This window comes from Curtobacterium sp. PhB137 (assembly GCF_003814955.1).
GTDB lineage: Bacteria > Actinomycetota > Actinomycetes > Actinomycetales > Microbacteriaceae > Curtobacterium.
This window is the reverse complement of sequence record NZ_RKQO01000004.1, coordinates 1,076,350-1,095,870: the sequence shown is the minus strand read 5'-3', so window position 1 is coordinate 1,095,870 and position 19,521 is coordinate 1,076,350. Positions and strand designations below refer to the sequence as shown.

Sequence of the window (19,521 nt, the reverse complement as noted above, 5' to 3'; positions counted from 1 at the left end):
GATGCGCTGGGACCCGTCACGGTACGCCGCGTTCGCGGACGACCGTGGGCGCCCCTTCCACGACCTGGTCGCGCAGGTCGCGTGGCCAGCGGACGATGGACGGGAGGCCCCGCGTCGCGTCGTCGACCTGGGCTGCGGTCCCGGGTCCCTCACCGCCACGCTGGCAGCGCGATGGCGTTCGTCGCCGGTGGTCGGGATCGACAGCTCGGCGGAGATGCTCGCGTCGGCTGCGGCCGACCCCGCTCTGGCGGGCCTGCCGAACCTGTCGTTCGAGCTCGGTGCGATCGAGGACTGGACGCCCGGGCCGACCGACGACGTGGTCGTGACGAACGCGGCGCTGCAGTGGGTACCGTCGCACGTGGAGCTGCTGCCGCGGTGGCTCGACGCGATGCCGTCCGGATCGTGGTTCGCGATGCAGGTGCCGGGCAACTTCGGGTCCCCGTCGCACGCCCTGATGCGGTCGATCGGGACCTCCGGTCCCTGGGCGTCAGCGCTCGACGGTGTCCTGCGCGAGGACCCGGTGCTCGACCCCGCCGGCTACCTCGGCATCATGCTCGACGCCGGGTTCGCCGCCCGCGCCTGGGAGACGACCTACGCGCAGCTGCTGCCGGGAGAGGACCCGGTGCTCGACTGGGTGCGCGGCACCGGGCTGCGACCGGCACTGGCGGCTCTCGACGCCGCCGACCCCTCCGGTGCGCTGACGGCGGAGTACGTCGACCGGTACCGGGCGGCGCTGCGCGAGGCGTACCCGGCGAGCGCCCACGGCACCGTGTACCCGTTCCGTCGGGTCTTCGCGGTCGGTCGCAAGCCCTGACGGCCCGCGCCACCGGGCGCTGCTGCGCGCGCCCGCGCGCCCGCGCGCCCGCGCGCCCGGCTCTGGAGCCGGGCCGCTACCGGTCCGCAGCCGGCGCTGCCAGGTCGCCACGGGCCTCCAGGGCGAAGGCCGCCATCGGCGGCACGGAACGCCACCGCTTCGCCAGGCGACGCGGCCGGTCGTCGCGCCACGCGACCATGCCGCCCGCGACGATCCCGAAGCCCAGGACGACGAACGAGAACAGCCCGATCAGGCCGAGCACCACGACGCGACCCGTGTCCGACGGGTCAGCGGTCGCGGAGTACCCGATCGACCCGAAGTCCCAGAACGCGTGCAGCAGCACCGGGACGAGCAGCGAACCGGTCACTCGGCGGGCGACGTACAGCGTGGAGCCGAACGACGCCGCGAACACGACCTGGATCATCGTCGGTCCGATCCCGGCCCCGGCGAGCGCGTTGAGCAGGTGCAGCAGCCCGAACAGCACGCACGACAGCGCCCACACCCCGAACTCGGGCACCCGGCGACGCAACCCGACCAGGAGCATGCCCCGGGCCATCAGCTCCTCGAACACCCCGACGAACAGCACCCCGACGGTGAGCAGCAGGAAGTAGTGCGCGGGCAGCGCCGTCCAGTCGATCAGGGGCAGCCGCACCAGGCACACCACGAGCACCAGCGCCGGTGCGAGCGCGGACCAGCGCAGCGGCGTCCGGGTGCGGTCGACGGTCGCGATCCGCCACCACCCGAGCCCGGTGACGACCACGGCGAGCGCGACGGCGGCGATGCCCTCGGGGATCACCAGGGCACGGACGACGCTGTCGACAGTCTGGCCGAGTGTCGGGTAGTCGTCGCTCGGCCGTGACCGCCACGCGCTGATCGCCGCGAAGACCACGAGGGGCGCGAGGCCGATGAGCAGCGAGGGCGGGACCGGCCAGCGGCGACGACGGGGTTGGTGCACGTCCCGGTTGTACCAGTGCAGCCGTACGATTGGCGGTATGCGCCTGCCCTCGTTGTCGACCATGGCCGAGGACTACGTCAAGCTCATCTGGAAGGCCGGGGAGCGCGGCGGCACCGGACTGGCCACGCGGGACATCGCGGCGACGCTGAAGGTGTCGGCCTCGACGGTGTCGGGCAACCTCAAGAAGCTCGACCGCGACGGCCTCATCGAGCACACCCCGTACTACGGCGTCGTGCTCACCCCGCTCGGGCAGCAGGTCGCGGTCGCGATGGTCCGACGGCACCGGCTGATCGAGTCGTTCCTGGTGTCCCGCCTCGGCTACACGTGGGACGAGGTCCACACCGAGGCCGAGGCGCTCGAGCACGCGGTGTCGGAGCGGTTCCTCGACCGGGTCGACGCCGATCTCGGGCACCCGACCCACGACCCGCACGGCGACCCCATCCCTGCCGCGGACGGCACCGTCCCCGCCACGCTCGGCACGCTGCTCGGTGCGATCGAGCCCGGCGCGTGCGGCACCGTCGACCGGGTGTCCGACGACGACCCCTCGCTGCTGCGGTACTTCGACGAGCTCGGGGTCGGCCTCGGCACACACCTGCGGGTCGAGCGGGTGCGGGACTACGCCGGCGTCATCGCGGTCTCCCGACGTGGGGCGGACGGCGCCGAGGCGCTCGTCGACCTGCCCGCCGCCGCCGCGACCGCGATCTGGCTGGCTCCCGACGCCGACTGAGCGGGCCCGCCCGCCTCCCCGCTCACGTCCGCCGAGCGGTCACCATCTGTCGCCCGGCAGCCCCGCAACCGACGGTTCACGACCACTCGGCACCCAGGGCACGGGGCGTCGCGACCGCACCGCGGCCCGCGAACGCGCGTGGTGTCGGACGGGAGGCCCGGTGCGCGGCCGCCACGCGCCTCCCGTCCGTCGCCCCCACTGGTCACGACACCCCGCTCACGTCCGCCGAGCGGCCAGGGACCGCCGCCCGACAGCCCCGCGACCGACGGTTCACGACCACTCGGCGCCCAGGGCACGGGGTTTCGTGACCGCGCGACGCGCCCGCCCCACCACCGCAACGCCGACGGTTCTCGACCACTCGACGCGCCCAGCCGGGCGCGCCCACCGGCCCTAGCCCTTGGCAGACCGGGTGCGGCCGAGCGCCACCTCGCGCCGAGCCCGCTCGAGGGCGAGCGCGGACGCAGCGTCCGGGTCGTGCAACAGCCGCTCGGTGTCGGCGACGTGGTCCCGCACGGCGTCGGAGCCCCGGGCGGCAGCCGCTGCGAGCACCGGCGCCACCGTATCCTCGCCCAACCCGACCAGTGCCCGCGACAGGCTGAGCCGCCGTTCGCGCGGACCGACCCCGAGCTGCACCGCCAACGTCCGGGCCAGGTCGCCCCGCTCGTCGTCGGGCACGAGCGCGACGGCGGTCCGCCAGGCGGCGCGGAGCACGTCGTCGTCGTGGTCCGCAAGCAACGGGCGCACCGACGGCCAAGCCGACGGGTCGCCGACCTTCGACAGGGTGTGCAACGCCTGACTGCGGGCCTGCGGCTCGGAACGGGTGAGCGACGGGACCACCCGCGCGACGACGTCGGCCGACGGGTGCCGGGTCAGCGCCCAGGTGAGCATGTCGCGGACGAAGAAGTCCGGCTCGACGGCGCACTGCTCGACGAGCACGTCGAGGTCGGCGGCGTCCGGGGTGGTCCCGGCGGCCATCACGGCCTGCAGCCGCACCGAGGAACGGGGGTCGGCGAGGGCATCGGTGAGTGCGGTCATGGGTCCATGCAACCCGCTGCCACCGGGGCCGTGTCAAGCCTCGGGGCATAGCGTCGGCCGAGGAGCGGTTCGCATCGAGGACCGCTCGCCCGACCACGAAAGGACCCCCGTATGCCCCGCATCGGTACCAGCGACCTCCACGTGTTCCCCCTCGCCCTCGGCGGCAACGTCTTCGGGTGGACGGCGGACGAGTCGACCTCCCACCAGGTCCTCGACGCCTACACCGCGGCGGGCGGCGACTTCATCGACACCGCCGACGTGTACTCCGCGTGGGCCCCCGGCAACGAGGGCGGCGAGTCCGAGCGGGTCATCGGTTCGTGGCTCGCGGCCTCGGGCAAGCGCGACGACGTCGTCATCGCCACGAAGGGCTCGCAGCACCCGCAGTTCCAGGGCCTCGGCGCGGACACCGTCGCCGCTGCCGCCCGTGCCAGCCTGCAGCGCCTCGGCACCGACCGGATCGACCTGTACTACGCGCACTTCGACGACCAGTCGACCCCGCTCGAGGAGACCGTCCGCGCCTTCGACCAGCTCGTCAAGGACGGCATCGTCCGCTACACCGCGATCTCGAACTACTCGAAGGACCGCGCCGAGGAGTGGATCCGCATCGCGACCGAGAACGGCCTCGCGCAGCCGGTCGCGATCCAGCCGCACTACAACCTCGTCACCCGCGAGCCGTACGAGTCCGAGATCGCCCCACTCGCCCACGCGCACGGCCTCGGCGTCGTGCCGTACTTCGCTCTCGCCGCCGGGTTCCTGACCGGCAAGTACCGCTCGAAGGAGGACTTCGCCGGCAAGGACCGCGAGGGGCAGGTCTCGGGCTACTTCAACGACGAGGGACTCGCCGTGGTCGACGCCCTGTCCACCATCGCCGAGGCCCGCGACACCGAGCTCGCGACCGTCGCCCTGGCGTGGCTGCAGGCGCAGCCGGACGTCGTCGCGCCGATCGCCAGCGCCCGCAACACCGAGCAGCTGCCGGCGCTGCTGGCCTCGGCGGAGCTCGAGCTCAGCGCCGACGAGCTGCAGACCCTGTCCGACGTGTCGGCGAAGGTCCCCGCGGCCGCCTGACACGCGCCCGCCTCGACCCCGGCCTGGCTCGCGCGCCACGGATGCGTGTGCATGTTCCGACGATCCACCAGACGATCAACTCGTGGAACGTCGCTCATTGCACACGCATCCGATGCGTGCGCATGTGCCGACAGAACACGCGTCGATCACGTCGTGGATCGTCGGAAGATGCGCCCGCACGCACCCCGTCCAGCCGACACCTGCAGCCGACCGCCGCCGCAGCAGCAGCAGCCGCAGCCGCAGCCGCAGCCGCAGCCGCAGCCGCAGCCCTACGCCCCCGGCGCCAACGACGCCGTGAGCTCCTGCCCCGACGACCGGGTCACGAAGCACGAGATGAACCGGTCGCCCTGGTCCCACGTCGCCTGGTCCGGCGCGTACGACCCCTGCACCTGCACGTCCCCGACGGCCGCAGCCGCCGAGGCGTTCAGCGCCGCGTCCGACTGGCACTGGTCGGCCGCCTGCGTCGCGAGGGCCTCGGCCCCCGGGTAGGCGTCCCCGTCGACGGCGATCCGTGCGGTGAGCTGCCCGATGTGCGGCGTCGCGCAGTCGACGACCGTGAAGCTCTGCGCCCAGGCGTTGGTGAACGGCGACAGGCACTCCCCGCCGGCCAGGTCGGTCCAGGCGTGCTCGCCCGGCAGCGCGGGCGTGGTGGCGAACTGGAGCGTCGCAGCCGGAGCAGCGGCCTCGTCCGAGGGAGCGGCAGACGCCGCAGTCGAAGGAGTCGCCGGAGCCGATGACGCTGCCGCCGGGGACTTCGTCGGCGCGATCTCCTGGTCGGAGATGTTGTTGCCGAGGATCCACTTCGACAGCAGGAACACCAGGACGATGAGCACGACGATCAGGGCGATCGAGCCGTAGACGAGCAGCTGCTTGCCGCGCTTGCCCTCGCTCCGCAGGCGCGCAGCGCCCTGGTTGATGAAGTTGTCACGCTCGACCGGCTGGCCCGACGGAGCGGGAGCAGGTGACGACGCACCGGCACCGGCACCGGCACCGGCACCGGCAGCAGCCGACGGCACCGCGGCCGCCGGCATCATCCGCGTCCCGGTGTCCTCCGGGTCGTAGCCCGTGCCGCCGAGCTGCCCGACGGCCTCGGTGCCGAACAGGTCCTTGATCGCACTCGTGTCGCTGGTCTCGCGGCCGTCCCACTCGGACTGGTCCAGCTCGTCCGGCGCCGCGGCCGGCAACGCCGTGGGCTGCGCCCCCGTGTCGTCCCGGCGCAGGCCGAGGACGGCGTCCAGGTCCTGGCCCACCGCGGGCGGCAGGTGCGCCGGGTACGCGGGCGACGCAGCGGGCTCGACGAGGGGCGGCGCAGCGGTCGGCGGCACGGTCGCGTCGGGTTCGGACCACCAGGGCGTCCCGGCGACCGGCAGCGCGGTGGTCGCGGCGTCCGGGAGACCCGTGGCCGCGTCCGCCCCGTCGCCCTCGGCAGCCGAGCGGGTCGCGTCCAGGGCCTCGGTCGGCTCCGCGGGAGCCACCGGCCCGGCACCGGCCACCGTCGGCGGCACAGCAGCAGGCGGCACGGCGGCAGCCGCAGCAGCCGCAGCAGCAGCAGTCGGCACCGCCGGCGGCACCGGGAACGTCCGTGGCGCTTGCGGCACCCCGTCGACCGGGGTGTCGACCTCGCCGGAGACGACCTCGTCCTCGGCATCGGTCTCGTCCGCCAACGACCACGAACCGCCGCCACCGAACGCCGTCGTGTCGAAGGAGTCGCCGGTCAGGGTCGTCGGGACCTCGCCGGTCTCGTCGTCGCGGATGGCCCAGTCGAACGGCCGGTCCGGTCCGGCGCCCTGCGTGGGCACGGACCCCGTGCCGGCGATCCGGAGCAGGTCGGTGAAGCTCGGCGGCTCCTCGGACGGGGGCAGCACGTTCTCGACGCCGAGCGGCTGGTGCGCCACGGGTCCGGCGGGCGGGACAGGTGCGCCGGAGCCGGTCGCACGGCCGAGCCAGTCGACGTCGGCACGGCCCTCGCCGAACGGGTCGACGCGGCGACGTTCGTCCTCGATGGCCTGCGACGCCGCGGCGCGCTCGTCGCGGTGGGTCTGCGCGGTCGGGAGCACGATCGACGAGGGGTGCGGCGCGGTGGGGTTCGGCGGCACGACGGCGGCCGGCGGGATGCGGTCGTGCAGGGTGGAGCGCTCGTGCTCGGCGGCGGCGTCCGGGCTCTCGGACGGCGCCGACAGCTGCTCGGGCATCGAGATGGCCTGCGTCGCGCCGTCGTCCAGCACCGGAGCAGCAGGCGCGGTGGGCGCCTCGGGCGCCGACGCCTCGGGGGCCGAGGCCTCAGGGGTCGCAGCCTCGAACGGCTCCGGCAACGGTGCGCCCGTCTCGCGTGCGGTGCGCTCGGCCTCGCGGCGCTCCCGTCGCGAGGGCCAGTCCTCCTCGCCCCGCGGGGCGCCGAAGATGTCCGCGGCGCTGCGGAGACCGTGGAACGGAGCGTCCGGGTCGGACGCGCGCCGGGCCTCCTGGCCGTCCACCCCGTCGGCACCATCGGCCGCCGCTGCGGGGCCGGCCGTGTCCTCGGGGTCGCGCGCGTCGTCCGGACGCTCCCCGCTCACGCGGTCAGCCCCAGATCAGCCAACCCGATGGCCGCGAAGTAGGGGTACCCGGCTGCCTCGATGGTCTCCTTGGCGCCGGTGTCGCGGTCGACGACGACCGCGACGGCGGCGATGATCGCGCCCTCACGCTCGAGCGCTTCGGCCGCCTTGAGCGGCGAGCCGCCCGTGGTGGAGGTGTCCTCGAGCACGACGACGCGCTTGCCCTTGAGGTCCGGGCCCTCGACCTGCTTGCCGCGGCCGTGGTCCTTGGGCTCCTTGCGGACGACGAAGGCGTCGTAGGTCAGGCCCTGTGCGGCGGCCTGGTGCAGCACGGCGCTGGCGATGGGGTCGGCACCCATGGTGAGTCCGCCGACGGCCGAGACGTCCGGCACCTGCTGCACGAGCTCGGTCATGACCTGCCCGATCAGCGGCGCGACCCGGTGGTCCAGGCTGACCTTCCGCAGGTCGATGTAGTACGTCGCCTTCTTCCCGCTGGTCAGGGTGAAGTCGCCGTGGAACACCGCTTCGGAGGAGATGTACTGGATCAACTGTTCGCGCGCGTCGGTCACAGCGCACAAGGGTAGCCGGTCGGACTCGCAGCGCGCTCCCCCGTCCTGTGGGGTCGTCCCGAGCAGCCCTCGGTACGCTCCGGGACATGCCCCGAGCACCGCGTCGCTCCGCCGTGGCGCCGGCTCCGTCCGGCGGCCGTCGGTCCGGCGGTGTGGCCGGGGCGATCGGACGGGAGGCCCTGGGCGCCCTGGTCGCACTGGCTCTGTCCGTCATCGCCCTCCGCCACGTCGTCGCCACGGAACGGGTCGCCTTGCTCTGGTACGACGGCGACTCGGTGCTGCTGCCCCTGGTGCACCGGTCGATGCAGCTCGGGCAGCCGTTCGAGTGGGCGATGTCCCCGGCGCTGTTCTTCTTCCCCGAGTTGCCGGTCTACCTGCTCTGCGCCCTCGTCACGGGTACCCCGCAGCAGGCCCTGGCGCTGAACGGGGTGCTCGTCCTGCTGGCCGTGTACGCGCTGGTCCGGGCTGCCGCGAACGAGCTCATGCCGTCGGCCGGACGAGCGGCCCGCATCACGGTGTCGGCGGTGAGCGTGGCGTTCGTGACCCTGCTGGTGCTGACGGAGTCGTCCGGCACCGCGACGTCGCTCGAGCTGGCGTCCCTGCTGCTGACGACGACGTACTACTACGGCGTGGTGCTGGCGATGCTCGGCACCGCGGTGCTCGTGCTCCGCGCCGTGCGGGTCGGGCGGGCGTCGGTCGTCGTGCTCGTGGTGCTCGGGCTGGTGGCCTTGTGCACGACGGCGTCGAACCCGCTGTACGTGCCGTGGTCCGCCGCACCCGTGGTGGTCACGCTCCTGCTGCTGGCGGCGGTGCGCCGGGTGCCGTGGCGTCCCGCGCTGCTGCTGTCCGGCACCGTGACGGTCGGGTCGCTGCTCGGGTACCTGGTGCGGATCCCGCTGCAGCCCTTCGTGTCGCTCGACCCGTCCGCCTACGTCCGGCCGTCGCGCGCGGTGGAGACCCTGCAGTTCTTCGCGGCGCTGACCGACGTGCGAGCCGGCACGGCGGCGGGCGACGCCGGGCTGTTCCTGATGTTCGTCGGGGTGCTCGTCACCGTCGGCGGCACGGTGTGGGCCTGGCGGGTCCGGACCGCGCGTACCGTGCTCGTCGCGACCGCGTTGCCCCTGGTGACCGTGGTCGCGGCGTCGATCGGGGTCGTCCTCGTCGGGTCGGAGACCCCGCGGTACCTCGAGCCCGTCGTGACCGCCCCGCTGCTGGCCCTCGTCGCGGTGGCCGAGCTCACGCGCACCGCGGTCCGTCGCACCCGCGTGCACCGGCCGTTCCGCGGGGTCCGCGCCACCGTCGCGATCGCCGCCGTCGCCGTCCTCGCCGCCGGGATCGCCACCGCACCGAGCACCGCGCACGCCGTCGCCACCGCCCGGTACACGCCGTCGTCCTGCCTGGACCGCTGGGCCGACGGACGATCGGTCACCGGGGTCGGCCAGTTCTGGACCGTGCGGCCGCTCGCCACGTACTCCGCGACGAACGTGCAGCTGCTGCAGGTCCGCGACACCTTCGACACGTACCCGTGGCTCGTCGACCTCGGGGCCTACCGTGACGCCGACCCGACGTTCGTGGTGGTCGGGTCGCACGACCTGTGGACCACCGCGGTCGAGGACTCCCTCGGTGCCCCGGCGACGATCACGCACTGCACGGGGTTCGACGTCTACGACTACGCGGGGACCTCCGGCGCGGACGTCCTCCGGCGCGACGTGGTCGGCAGTGCGGACGAGATCCGGCAGGAGCGCGGGTTCTAGGAGTTGTCCACAGCGGCGCGTCGGCGTCCGATCATCTCTGTACGGATGTATAGGCTCGTGGTCGATGTCTCGCCCCACCAGCCACCGCACCCCTCGTGCCTCCGTGCGCCTCCGCCTCGCCGTCACCGGACTGGCACTCGCGGGCCTCGTCGGCACGGTCGTCGTCGATGCACCCACTGCCCAGGCGGTGACCTACCCCACGTGGGACGAGGTCAAGAACGCCCGTGGCAAGGAATCCGCCAAGCAGGGGCAGATCACCGAGATCAAGGGCATCATCAGCGACCTCGACGCCAAGGTCGAAGCCGCCCAGGCGAAGGCGAAGGAACTCGGCGACGTCTTCTTCGACGCGCAGTCCGACGCGCAGGAAGCCGCCGAGAAGGAGCAGAAGCTCCGCGCCGACGCCGACGAACACGCGAAGGTCGCCGACCAGAGCGCCGCGCAGGCCGGCCAGTTCGCCGCGCAGATGGCCCGCTCGGGCGGTGCCGACGTCACGACCTCGGTGCTCACCAAGGGCGAGGACGCCCGCGACCTGCTCTACGACCTCGGCGCGCTGAGCAAGCTGTCCGAACAGGCCGAGCGCGTCCAGGCCGCCGCCAGCGTCGACGCGGGCGTCGCCCGCTCGCTCGAGGCACAGGCGGACCGCGCTTCCGAAGAACTCGACAGCCTCGCCGCGAAGGCCGAGGCCCGCATGCAAGAGGCGCAGGCCGCCTCCGACGCCGTGCAGACCGCGTACGACGAACAGCAGTCGAACAAGGCCCGTCTCGACGCCCAGCTCGCGACCCTGGTCTCCGGCCGTGTCCGGACCGAGGCCGAGTTCGCCAAGGGTGAGCGCGTCCGCAAGGCGGCCGAGGCGAAGGCCGCGCGCGAGGCCGAAGCCCGTGCCGCCCGAGAACTGGCCGCGGCGGCAGCGGCAGCAGCGAACGCCGGCGGCGGATCGTCCGGCGGCGGTGGCGGCTCCGGCAGCAGCGGCTCGGGCAGTGGCGGCTCCGCCGGCTCGGGTGGCGGTCAGGGCTGGGTCCGCCCGGCCAGCGGCTACGTCATCAGCCCGTACGGCTACCGCGTGCACCCGATCTACGGCACCGTCATCAAGCACGACGGCACCGACCTGGCCAGCGGCTGCTCGACGCCCATCGTCGCCGCGTCGGCCGGCACCGTCGACTACGTCGGCTGGTACGGCGGCTACGGCAACTACGTCCGCATCAACCACGGCAACGGCGTGCAGACGGCCTACGGTCACATCGTCAACGGCGGCTTCCGGGTCGGCATCGGCCAGCAGGTCTCCGCGGGGCAGCTCATCGCGCTCGTCGGGTCGACCGGCCAGTCGACCGGGTGCCACAGCCACATCGAGGTGCACATCAACGGCGCCACGACCGACCCGGTGCCGTTCATGTCCGCGCGGGGCGTCGCCTTCTAGTCCCCGAGGTCGTCCACGTCGGCGTTCCACAGCGCCCGGTACCACGCCGTCCGCTCCGGATCCTCGGGCACCCCGTACGCCTCGTGGAACAGCGACTCCCATCCGGGCCCGTAGTTCCACCCGAGCGCCATCGTCGCCACCCCCAGGTCCGCCCAGCGGTCGGCGACACCCGTGGCGTCCAGGTCGACGTGCCCGCTCCACCGACCGTCGGCACCGATGAGCGTGTTCGGCGTGCACGGGTCTCCATGGCACACCACCGTCAGGTCGCGGGGAGGCTCCGGCCCGAGACGATCCGTGTCGGCACCCGCCGCGCGGGCCCGGTCGAGCCGCGCCACGGTCGACCACACGAAGGGGCAGTCGTCCACCGGCAGGGTGTCGTGGAACGCGCGGAGGCCCTCGCCCACCGCGACCACCGCGGTCCGGGGTTCGTCGTGCCACCGCGGGTCGACGGCACTCCACCCGGGGACTGCACGGGTGTGCAGCCACACGCCGTCGTCGTCCGCACCGTGGTCGAGCACCTCGGGCACCCGCACGTACCGTGACGCCCACTCCAGTCGCGCGGCCTCGTTGCCGATCCACCGGCCGTAGGCGTGCGGCAGGACCTTGACGAACTCGTCGGCGTGCTCGTCGGGGCCGATCCGGAACGTCGTGCCGCCGATCTCGTTGTGCCAGACCAGGGCGACCTCGCGGCCCCGGGCGGCCTCCACGACCACCCGCGGCACGGGGACGACGGAGTCCGGCCCCGGCAGCCCGCCGATCGACCGCACCACGACGGCCTTAGTGCACGCGGTCCGGGCGCGAGGACCCGGCCCCACCGCGTGCGATCTCGAGCAGGACCGGCAGTCGTTCGCCGAGCAGGGCGTCCAGGTCGGCCACGACGGCCTCGACCCGTTCGGTGACCTCGCGCGGTGAGGCACCCCGGCGCGGACGGACCCGCACCCGGATCGCCCGGCCGCCGCGGACGCGGTAGACGTCGACCGCGAGCGAGGCCACCTGCGGCAGCTCCCCGATCGCCGACGACAGCGCGTGCTGCACGGCCGTGGACTCGACGCGCACCGAACCGGCGACGCCGTCGGAGGATCCGTCGCTCTCGACGACGGTGCCCGCACGGCCACCGCCGAGCGTCGTCAGCACCACGATCGCCAGGATGCCGACGACGACCCCGCCGCCGAGCACCCACGTCCACGACAGCAGGGAGTCATCGCGCGACGTGTCCGTGCCGAGGCCCGCGAGTGCGTCGCCGGCCGTGCGCCACCAGGACGCCACGAGCGGCAGGCCCTGGGCCGTCTGCACCAGGATCGCACCGACCCCGGCGACGAACAGGACGAGCCCGACGACGACGAGTGCCGTCCGGCCGAGCCCACGGTTGGTCGCGTTCATCCGTCCACCCGTCCGGTCGGCTGGACGCGCACCCGTGCAGCGAGGGCGGGCAGCGCGTCGATCCCCGCGAACTCGTGCTCGACGGCCTCGGTCGCGGCCACTGCGGGAACGTCGACGCCGGCGGCGGGACGCAGCACCACCTCGACGGTCCGGCGGCCCACGGTGCCGACGGCGGCATCCGGCCCGAGCCGCGTGACGGAACGGGCGGCACGTGCCGCGGCGGAGGCGAGCACCTCGTCGTCGACCACGACGGCGAGCCGGTCGGATGCCATCGCGTGGCGCGGACGCCGCTGCGGCAGGAACCCCTGCAGCAGGAGCACCAGGCCGACGAGGGCGACGATCGCCGCGATCCCGACGACGAGCGTGGTGTCGAGGCCGTCCGGCGCGGCGAGGGCGGCGTCCACCACGGCACGCGGGTCGACGCCGAGGACGTTCTGGTCGAGCAGCACGAGGGCACCGGCGAAGACGGCAGCGGCGGCGAGCACGAGGGTGATGAGCATCGCGATGACGACGGCACCCGACCGGGACACGTGGGTCTCGCGGCGGAGCAGACGGCGGTAGGTGGCGGCGTGGTCGGTCGACGGTGCGGGGCCGGCTTCGGGGACCGATGCGGTCCGGTCGTCCACGGCGGTCACCGGACTCTCCGCGGGACGTCGACGACCGACGACGCGAACGTCACGGTCACCCGGGACACCTGTCGGCCGGTGATGGTCCGGAGCCGCTCGGCGATCGTGCCACGGGCCCGGTGCGCGCTCGTGACGACGGGTTCGTCGGGGACCGCGTGGCTCCCCAGCACGGGCAGGGTGAGCGGGGCGGTGATCTCGACCGCCAGCGCGCCGCGGCCGTCGTCGGAGACCCGGGCACGGACCTCCCGGAAGGCCACGCGCAGCGATTCGGCGGCGACCGCCTGGGCGGTGTGCACGAGCGCCGACGTGCCGATGCGGTCGGAGCCGCGGAGCCGGACGCCGCTGTCGCCGACCGTGGCGACGGCGGCGTCGGTCACGACGAGCTCCGGCGTCCGCGCAGCACGTCGACCAGGCGACGCACGTCGACGTCACCGGCGACGATGCGGGCGACCAGGCCGCCGACGGCCATGCAGACGGCGACGACCACGAACGCCCAGAACCCGAGGGTCACCGCGACGATCGCGAGGAGGGCGCCGACGCCCATCCCGACGACGGTGGCGTTCACCGGACCCGGCCCTCGCGGACGTCGCCGTCGAGGTCGTCGGCGGTGCCGTTCAGTGCCGGGATGTTGACGTCGTTGATCGCGATGTTGACCTCGGTGACCTCGAGCCCGACGAGCTCGGTGACGGCGCTCGTGACGGCGGCGCGCACGGCGGACGCGACGTCCATCATCGGGATCGGGTAGTCCACGACGATCGTCAGGTCGACGGCGACCTGGGTCTCGCCGACCTCGACACGGACACCCTGGCCGAGCGCGCTCGAGCCGATCGCGTCGCGGATGGCGCCGAAGGCCCGCGAGGCGTTCCCGCCGAGGGCGTAGACGCCGGGGACGTCACGCGCGGCGATGCCCGCGACCTTGGCGACGACGGTGTCGTCGATGATCGTCTTGCCCTTGGCCGTGACCTGCGTGGTGGTGGTGCCGGTCGTGGTGCCGGTCGTCACGGTCCCGTCGACGCGGTTCGTCGTCGATGCCATCAGTGCCTCCTGCGCTCGCTTGCTGGACTTCCAGCGAACACCATCGTGCCGCGCTGCGCCCGAGAGCGGCAGGCGGCGCGCTGCACGGCGGGGTCGGTCGTCCCCGGTAGGTTCGATGCCATGCGCGTGGCGACCTGGAACGTGAACTCCGTCCGCACCCGAGTGGGGCGGGTCGTCGACTGGCTGGTGCGCGAGGACGTCGACGTCCTCGGCATGCAGGAGATCAAGTGCAAGCCGGAGCAGTTCCCGGTGCAGGCGTTCGAGGACGCCGGCTACCACGTCGAGGCGCACGGCCTGAACCAGTGGAACGGTGTCGCGTTCGCCAGCCGGCTGCCGATGGAGGACGTGACCCGCGACTTCCCCGGCCAGCCCGGCTTCCTCAAGGGACACGAGGGGCCGGACCTGCCCGTCGAGGCCCGGGCCATCGGCGTCACCGTCGACGGCGTGCGGCTCTGGAGCCTGTACGTGCCGAACGGGCGCGAGGTCGGCGACCCGCACTACACGTACAAGCTCGACTGGCTCGCGCAGCTGGCCGACCGCACCGCCGAGTGGATCGCCGCGTCGCCGGAGACCCCGCTCGCGCTGATGGGCGACTGGAACGTCGCACCGCTCGACACCGACGTGTGGGACGTCCGCGTGTTCGAGGGCCACACCCACGTCAGCGAACCCGAGCGCGCCGCGTTCCGGGCGTTCGAGGCGAAGGGGCTGCAGGACGTCGTCCGGCCGATCGTCCCCGACGGCTACACCTACTGGGACTACAAGCAGCTGCGGTTCCCGCGCAACGAGGGCATGCGCATCGACTTCGTGATGGGCTCGCAGGCCTTCGCCGACGTCGTCACCGATGCCTCGATCCACCGCAACGAGCGGAAGGGCGACGCCCCGAGCGACCACGTCCCCGTGGTGGTCGACCTCGACCTGGACACGTCGCTCGACGACGACCGCCCGATGATCTTCTGAGCGATCACGCGGTCGTGACGCGTTCTGTTACGCCCGGCGTCCGCCCTCGTTGAGCAGGTGACGGCGCCGACGTAGATTTCCTGCACCGAACCCCTTCGAGAGCAGGTGAAGCCATGTCCCGCACGACGATCCTTCCCATCCAGCGCGTCATGGCGAACGCGGCCCCCGGCGCCTGGCGCGACGGAATCGTCGTCGAGACCCGTCCCGCCGACGCCGTCGTGGTGTTCCTGGACGGCGGCGTGACCCAGCTCCGGGTGGCGGACGCCGACGCCTTCTTGTCGGTCGGCGATCCGGTCGCCCACCACCCTGTGGCGGAGATCCTCAGCGCCGGCGGTCGTCAGACCACGGCACGCAGCGCGTAGCCCGTCGGCTCAGGCAGACATCGAGGCAAGCATCGCCTCGCACTTCGCGACCATCTCGTCGCAGGCCATGGCGCAGTACCGGCACGACTCGTCCATGTCCATGTGCTTCCGGCACTCGGCGGCACACATCGTGCCCATCGTCATCACGGCCATGAGCATCGCCTGCATGCTCGGCAGGTCCATGCCTGCCGGACGCATCATCATCCGCATGCCGGTGTCGGCCATCATCGCCGTGTTGGAGCACATCGCGGCGCACGTGGCCATCTCGCCGCCCATGCGCATGTCGCTCGCGGAGCACATCGTGGCGGCCATCGACGCGGCGTTCATCGCCATCATCGTGTCCTGCATCACGTCCATGTCCATCTCCATGGGCATGTCCGTCATCGACATGTTCTTCATCATCGCCATCGTGTCCATCGGAGGTCTCCGTCCGTCGTGGTCCCGAGGCGGGTCCGCCCCGTGGGTGTCAGCGTACGCGCGCCCCCGATGCGCTTCGTGAGCAGCAATGGTCGGGTCGGTGACCGCGACCCGACCATTTCTGCTCACCATCCGCGGTGCACGCGACCCCACGGCGGACGGGAGGCACGGGGCGGCCCCGCCACGGGCCTCCCGTCCGCCTCGCGGTGCGTCCAGGGCGCGCTACGGGTGCAGCAGGGCCGCGATCGCGACCAGGACGGGGACCGAGCCGATCGTCGAGATGAGCACCACGTCGCGGGCGACGGGGACCGCCGCGTCGTACCGCTGCGCGTAGTTGAACACGTTCTGCGCCGCCGGCAACGCCGCCAGGGTCGTGAGCACGAAGACGTCCTGGTCGCCGAGCCCGAACACGAACCGTGCGAACACGTACGCGACCGCCGGCATCACCACGAGCTTGATCGACGACGCCACGATGACGTCCGTCCGGATCGCCGGGTCCCGCAGCGGCGCGGCACCGTGCAGGCTCATCCCGAACGACAGCAGGACGACGGGCACGGCAGCAGCGCCGACCAGCGAGAACGGCTCGAGCACCGGGTCGGGCAGCGTGGTGCCGGTCGCCGAGAACACCAGGCCGACCAGCGAGGCGATGATGATCGGGTTCCGGAACGGCCCGGAGATCCGGCGTCCCCAGCCGCCGGCGCCCGAGGTCGCGGCGTCGAGGATCGTCAACGCGACCGGCGCGATGACGATGAGCTGCAGCAGGATCACCGGCACGACCGCGGTCGCCTGCCCGAGCACGTACACGGCGACCGGCAGGCCGATGTTGTTCGCGTTGACGTAGCTCGCGGCAAGGGCCCCGACCGTCGTGGTGGTGACCGGTCGCCGCAGCACGAACCGGAAGACGGCCGCCGCTCCGAGTGCGACCACGGCGGCGCTCAGCAGCGAGACCCAGAGCATCGGGGACAGCAGCGACTCGATGTCGGCCGAGGCGATGGTGTGGAAGAGCAGGCAGGGCATGAGCACGAAGAACGCGAGGCGACTCATCACGAACTGCGCGTGCGGGCCGAGCAGTCCGATGCGCCCGACGACGTACCCACCGGCGATGATCGCGCCGATGATCGCGAAGCCGGTCAACACGCCACCCATCGCGTCCATCCTTGCACCATGTGACGTCGCTCAGGTCGGAAATGCGTTCGCATCGAATACCGTTGCAGGCACCATGACCTCGACGAACGCCGACACCCTCACCCGGTCCACCGACTCCAGCCAGCCCCTCGTACCCCTGCTCGAAGAGCGCTGGAGCCCCCGTTCCTACGACGAGACCGCGACGATCTCGGACGAGCAGTTCGACGCCGTCCTCGAGGCCGCCCGCTGGGCCGCGTCGGCGATGAACTTCCAGCCCCGCCGCTTCATCGCGGGCCGTCGTGGCACCGAGACGTTCCGCAAGATCAACGAGAACCTGCTCGGCTTCAACGCCGCCTGGGCCTTCCGTGCCAGCGCCCTCGTCGTCGGCGTGCTCGAGACCGTGACCGAGGACGGCGACGAGCGTCCCTTCGCGCAGTACGACCTCGGCCAGTCGCTCGCGGCGCTCACCGTCCAGGCGCACGCCGAGGGCCTGCACGTGCACCAGATGGCGGGCATCGACGCCGCGGGCCTGCGCGCCGCGTTCGACCTGCCGGAGCGCTTCCTGCCCTTCACCGTGACCGCCATCGGCACCGTCGCGCACCCGTCGCAGCTCGACGAGAAGGCGGCCGAGCGCGAGGTCGCACCGCGCACCCGCCTGCCCCTCGACGAGGTCGTGCTCGTCAAGGAGTAGTCCGCGGTACCAGCACGCGGCCGCGTCCCCACCGGGGCGCGGCCGCTGCCGTACCCGCTGCCGCGTAGAATGTCGTGACATGCAGCCCGAGATGAACTTCTACACGCGCAAGTGGGTCCGCCCCGAGGACCTCAACGCCAACGGCACCCTGTTCGGCGGCAGCCTGCTCCGCTGGATCGACGAAGAGGCCGCGGTCTACGCGATCATCCAACTCGGCAACGGCAAGGTCGTCACGAAGTACATGTCGGAGATCGAGTTCGTGTCCTCGGCGAAGGAGGGCGACATCGTCGAGATCGGCCTCGTCGCCACCCGCTTCGGCCGCAGCTCGCTCACGATGCGGGCCGAGGCGCGGAACCTCTTCACGCACCGCAGCATCCTCACCATCGACGAGGTCGTGTTCGTGAACCTCGACGACGACGGCAACCCGGCGCCGCACGGCTACACGGACATCACGTACGACCGCGACCGGGTCCCCGCGACGCACCGCGCCTGACCCGCGTGACCGCGCGTGACCCCGCAGACATCGCGCACGTGCCGGGCGCGGTGAGCACCGCACCCGGCACGTGATCGGTGGCCTCTGGCAGGATCGGGGCATGACCACGCCCCGCCTCGTCGCCTTCGACCTGGACGACACCCTCGCCCCGTCGAAGTCCTCCCTCGACCCCCGCATGCTCGAGACCTTCGCGTCCCTGCTCGAGGTCGTGCCGGTCGCGGTCATCTCCGGCGGCAACTTCACGCAGTTCGAGCAGCAGCTCGTCACCCCGCTCCGCCACCGCGACGGCCTGACCCTCGACGACCTGCACCTCCTGCCGACGTGCGGCACGCGGTACTACCGCTGGGCCGACGACGACTGGGCCCTGCAGTACGCCGAGGACCTCACCGACGACCAGAAGGCACGCGCCCTCGCAGCGGTCGAGTCCGTCGCGAAGGACGCCGGCTACTGGGAGTCCGAGACCTGGGGTGACATCCTCGAGGACCGCGGCTCGCAGATCACGTTCTCCGCGCTCGGCCAGGCCGCTCCGGTCGACGTCAAGAAGCAGTGGGACCCGACCGGCGCGAAGAAGGACGACCTCCGTCGACGCGTGCAGGCGGAGCTCCCCGACCTCGAGGTGCGATCCGGCGGCTCGACCAGCGTCGACATCACCCGCAAGGGCATCGACAAGGCGTACGGCATGCAGCGTCTCGCCGAGATCACCGGCATCGCGCTCGACGACATGCTCTTCGTCGGCGACCGGCTCGACCCCGAGGGCAACGACTACCCGGTGAAGGCCCTCGGTGTGCCGTGCCACGCGGTCGAGGGCTGGGAGGACACCGACGCCTTCCTGACCGAGCTCATCCCGACCCTGCGCTGACCGCGCGGCAGCCGACGGCGCGGCAGCTGACCCCGCGTCAGCCCAGGCTGCGGACGGCCTCGACGAACGCGCGGATCTTGGCCGGGTCCTTCACGCCGCGCTCGGACTCCACGCCGCTCGACACGTCGACACCGTCGGGGTCGAGCGCCTCGACCGCGGCGACGACGTTGGCGGGGGTCAGGCCGCCCGCGAGGATCCAGGCCTCGTCGATCCCGCCCTCGATCACGGCGGGGTCGATCAGCCGACCGCTGCCCGGCACGGCGGCGTCGAGCAACAGCAGGTCGTGGTCGTACGAGGCGCGCTGCTCGGCGGTCTCACGCAGGTAGTCCTCGGCCGCGAGGGCCCGGATGGTGAAGAAGCCGGCGTCGCGGGCCCGGGCGAAGTCGGTCGCGGCTTCGCCACCGTGCAGCTGCAGGGTGGTGAGCCCGACCTCGGACGCGATGCCGACGATCTCGTCGATCTTCTGGTCGCGGAAGACCCCGACGGCGTCGATGCCGTCCGGCAGCCGTTCGACGAGTTCCTTCGCCAGGTCGGCCGTCACGGTGCGGGGGCTGTTCGCGGCGAAGACGAACCCGACCGCGTCGGCGCCCGCGTCGACGGCGGCGTCCACGGTGTCGGGCGTCGACAGGCCGCAGATCTTGATCCAGCGCTGGTCGGTCATGCTGTCCATCCTGCCAGGGACCACGGACGAACGGGACGAGCTCGCGAC

Annotated in this window: 23 protein-coding genes; 10 read left to right on the top strand and 13 right to left on the bottom strand. The window is 72.8% G+C overall.

Features of this window, described 5'->3' with window-relative positions:
- Window position 1 precedes the first annotated feature (1 nt).
- A complete protein-coding gene (locus EDF28_RS05645) occupies window positions 2-814 on the top strand; it encodes a methyltransferase domain-containing protein (RefSeq protein WP_123937457.1) in 813 nt (270 codons plus the stop codon).
- A gap of 76 nt (window positions 815-890) precedes the next feature.
- Here EDF28_RS05645 and EDF28_RS05640 read toward each other — a convergent pair whose 3' ends face one another.
- Entirely contained in the window at window positions 891-1,769 is an 879-nt protein-coding gene (locus EDF28_RS05640; protein WP_185094141.1) for a CPBP family intramembrane glutamic endopeptidase, read from the bottom strand.
- A gap of 37 nt (window positions 1,770-1,806) precedes the next feature.
- Here EDF28_RS05640 and EDF28_RS05635 point away from each other — a divergent pair, with 37 nt between their 5' ends.
- Entirely contained in the window at window positions 1,807-2,496 is a 690-nt protein-coding gene (locus tag EDF28_RS05635) for a metal-dependent transcriptional regulator (RefSeq protein ID WP_123937455.1), read from the top strand.
- A gap of 390 nt (window positions 2,497-2,886) precedes the next feature.
- Here EDF28_RS05635 and EDF28_RS05630 read toward each other — a convergent pair whose 3' ends face one another.
- Window positions 2,887-3,531 (bottom strand): HEAT repeat domain-containing protein, encoded by a 645-nt coding sequence (locus tag EDF28_RS05630; protein WP_123937454.1) that lies wholly within the window; start codon window positions 3,529-3,531, stop codon window positions 2,887-2,889.
- A gap of 111 nt (window positions 3,532-3,642) precedes the next feature.
- On the opposite strand from EDF28_RS05630, the gene EDF28_RS05625 reads away from it, so the two are divergent.
- The gene (locus EDF28_RS05625) at window positions 3,643-4,596 is read left to right on the top strand and encodes an aldo/keto reductase (RefSeq protein ID WP_123937453.1); all 954 of its coding nucleotides are present in this window, start codon (window positions 3,643-3,645) and stop codon (window positions 4,594-4,596) included.
- 269 nt (window positions 4,597-4,865) lie between these two features.
- Here the strand turns inward: EDF28_RS05625 and EDF28_RS05615 are convergent, their stop codons facing one another.
- Both EDF28_RS05615 and pyrE read right to left on the bottom strand, forming a co-directional pair.
- Window positions 4,866-7,151 (bottom strand): septum formation family protein, encoded by a 2,286-nt coding sequence (locus tag EDF28_RS05615; protein WP_123937452.1) that lies wholly within the window; start codon window positions 7,149-7,151, stop codon window positions 4,866-4,868.
- A complete protein-coding gene (pyrE, locus tag EDF28_RS05610; protein WP_071404348.1) occupies window positions 7,148-7,699 on the bottom strand; it encodes an orotate phosphoribosyltransferase in 552 nt (183 codons plus the stop codon). The genes EDF28_RS05615 and pyrE overlap by 4 nt, the downstream gene beginning before the upstream one ends.
- 86 nt (window positions 7,700-7,785) lie before the next feature.
- On the opposite strand from pyrE, the gene EDF28_RS05605 reads away from it, so the two are divergent.
- Together EDF28_RS05605 and EDF28_RS05600 are read left to right on the top strand one after the other, a co-directional pair.
- Window positions 7,786-9,453, top strand: coding sequence for a hypothetical protein (locus tag EDF28_RS05605; protein WP_123937451.1), 1,668 nt, complete (start codon window positions 7,786-7,788; stop codon window positions 9,451-9,453).
- Between the two features lie 64 nt (window positions 9,454-9,517).
- A complete protein-coding gene (locus EDF28_RS05600; protein ID WP_123937450.1) occupies window positions 9,518-10,867 on the top strand; it encodes a M23 family metallopeptidase in 1,350 nt (449 codons plus the stop codon).
- Here the strand turns inward: EDF28_RS05600 and EDF28_RS05595 are convergent.
- From EDF28_RS05595 to EDF28_RS05570, 6 genes are read right to left on the bottom strand one after another with little or no spacing between them, the layout of a single operon-like run.
- A complete protein-coding gene (locus EDF28_RS05595) occupies window positions 10,864-11,637 on the bottom strand; it encodes an aminoglycoside 3'-phosphotransferase (protein ID WP_123937449.1) in 774 nt (257 codons plus the stop codon). The two genes, EDF28_RS05600 and EDF28_RS05595, sit on opposite strands and share 4 nt — an antisense overlap.
- 7 nt (window positions 11,638-11,644) lie before the next feature.
- Complete coding sequence (locus tag EDF28_RS05590; RefSeq protein ID WP_123937448.1) at window positions 11,645-12,247, bottom strand: hypothetical protein; 603 nt, start codon at window positions 12,245-12,247, stop codon at window positions 11,645-11,647.
- Window positions 12,244-12,882: a hypothetical protein gene (locus EDF28_RS05585; protein ID WP_123937447.1), complete on the bottom strand. Its 639-nt coding sequence runs from the start codon at window positions 12,880-12,882 to the stop codon at window positions 12,244-12,246. Before EDF28_RS05585 ends, EDF28_RS05590 begins: the two co-directional genes overlap by 4 nt.
- Window positions 12,879-13,250 carry a hypothetical protein gene (locus EDF28_RS05580; protein WP_123937446.1) on the bottom strand — a complete coding sequence of 124 codons (372 nt, stop codon included), beginning with the start codon at window positions 13,248-13,250 and terminating at the stop codon, window positions 12,879-12,881. The genes EDF28_RS05585 and EDF28_RS05580 overlap by 4 nt, the downstream gene beginning before the upstream one ends.
- Window positions 13,247-13,438, bottom strand: coding sequence for a DUF2273 domain-containing protein (locus tag EDF28_RS05575; RefSeq protein ID WP_111086173.1), 192 nt, complete (start codon window positions 13,436-13,438; stop codon window positions 13,247-13,249). Before EDF28_RS05575 ends, EDF28_RS05580 begins: the two co-directional genes overlap by 4 nt.
- Window positions 13,435-13,908, bottom strand: a complete 474-nt coding sequence (locus EDF28_RS05570) for an Asp23/Gls24 family envelope stress response protein (protein ID WP_123937445.1) — start codon at window positions 13,906-13,908, stop codon at window positions 13,435-13,437. The genes EDF28_RS05575 and EDF28_RS05570 overlap by 4 nt, the downstream gene beginning before the upstream one ends.
- Window positions 13,909-14,028: 120 nt before the next feature.
- Here EDF28_RS05570 and EDF28_RS05565 point away from each other — a divergent pair, with 120 nt between their 5' ends.
- The gene (locus tag EDF28_RS05565) at window positions 14,029-14,865 is read left to right on the top strand and encodes an exodeoxyribonuclease III (protein WP_123937444.1); all 837 of its coding nucleotides are present in this window, start codon (window positions 14,029-14,031) and stop codon (window positions 14,863-14,865) included.
- Between the two features lie 113 nt (window positions 14,866-14,978).
- Window positions 14,979-15,227 carry a nuclease gene (locus tag EDF28_RS05560; protein ID WP_123937443.1) on the top strand — a complete coding sequence of 83 codons (249 nt, stop codon included), beginning with the start codon at window positions 14,979-14,981 and terminating at the stop codon, window positions 15,225-15,227.
- Window positions 15,228-15,236: 9 nt separating this feature from the next.
- Here EDF28_RS05560 and EDF28_RS05555 read toward each other — a convergent pair whose 3' ends face one another.
- Together EDF28_RS05555 and EDF28_RS05550 are read right to left on the bottom strand one after the other, a co-directional pair.
- The gene (locus EDF28_RS05555) at window positions 15,237-15,644 is read right to left on the bottom strand and encodes an aldehyde dehydrogenase (protein WP_123293560.1); all 408 of its coding nucleotides are present in this window, start codon (window positions 15,642-15,644) and stop codon (window positions 15,237-15,239) included.
- Between the two features lie 222 nt (window positions 15,645-15,866).
- Window positions 15,867-16,790 (bottom strand): AEC family transporter, encoded by a 924-nt coding sequence (locus EDF28_RS05550; protein ID WP_123937442.1) that lies wholly within the window; start codon window positions 16,788-16,790, stop codon window positions 15,867-15,869.
- Between the two features lie 73 nt (window positions 16,791-16,863).
- Between EDF28_RS05550 and EDF28_RS05545 the strand changes: the two genes are divergently transcribed.
- The 3 genes from EDF28_RS05545 to EDF28_RS05535 all read left to right on the top strand — a co-directional run bounded on the left by EDF28_RS05545 (window position 16,864) and on the right by EDF28_RS05535 (window position 18,812).
- Complete coding sequence (locus tag EDF28_RS05545) at window positions 16,864-17,460, top strand: nitroreductase family protein (RefSeq protein WP_111086179.1); 597 nt, start codon at window positions 16,864-16,866, stop codon at window positions 17,458-17,460.
- 79 nt (window positions 17,461-17,539) lie between these two features.
- Complete coding sequence (locus EDF28_RS05540; protein WP_111086180.1) at window positions 17,540-17,953, top strand: acyl-CoA thioesterase; 414 nt, start codon at window positions 17,540-17,542, stop codon at window positions 17,951-17,953.
- Window positions 17,954-18,053: 100 nt separating this feature from the next.
- Window positions 18,054-18,812, top strand: coding sequence for an HAD-IIB family hydrolase (locus tag EDF28_RS05535; RefSeq protein ID WP_123937441.1), 759 nt, complete (start codon window positions 18,054-18,056; stop codon window positions 18,810-18,812).
- A gap of 37 nt (window positions 18,813-18,849) precedes the next feature.
- On the opposite strand, the gene EDF28_RS05530 is transcribed toward EDF28_RS05535, so the two are convergent.
- Window positions 18,850-19,473, bottom strand: a complete 624-nt coding sequence (locus tag EDF28_RS05530; RefSeq protein ID WP_123293557.1) for a phosphoribosylanthranilate isomerase — start codon at window positions 19,471-19,473, stop codon at window positions 18,850-18,852.
- Window positions 19,474-19,521: the final 48 nt, after the last annotated feature.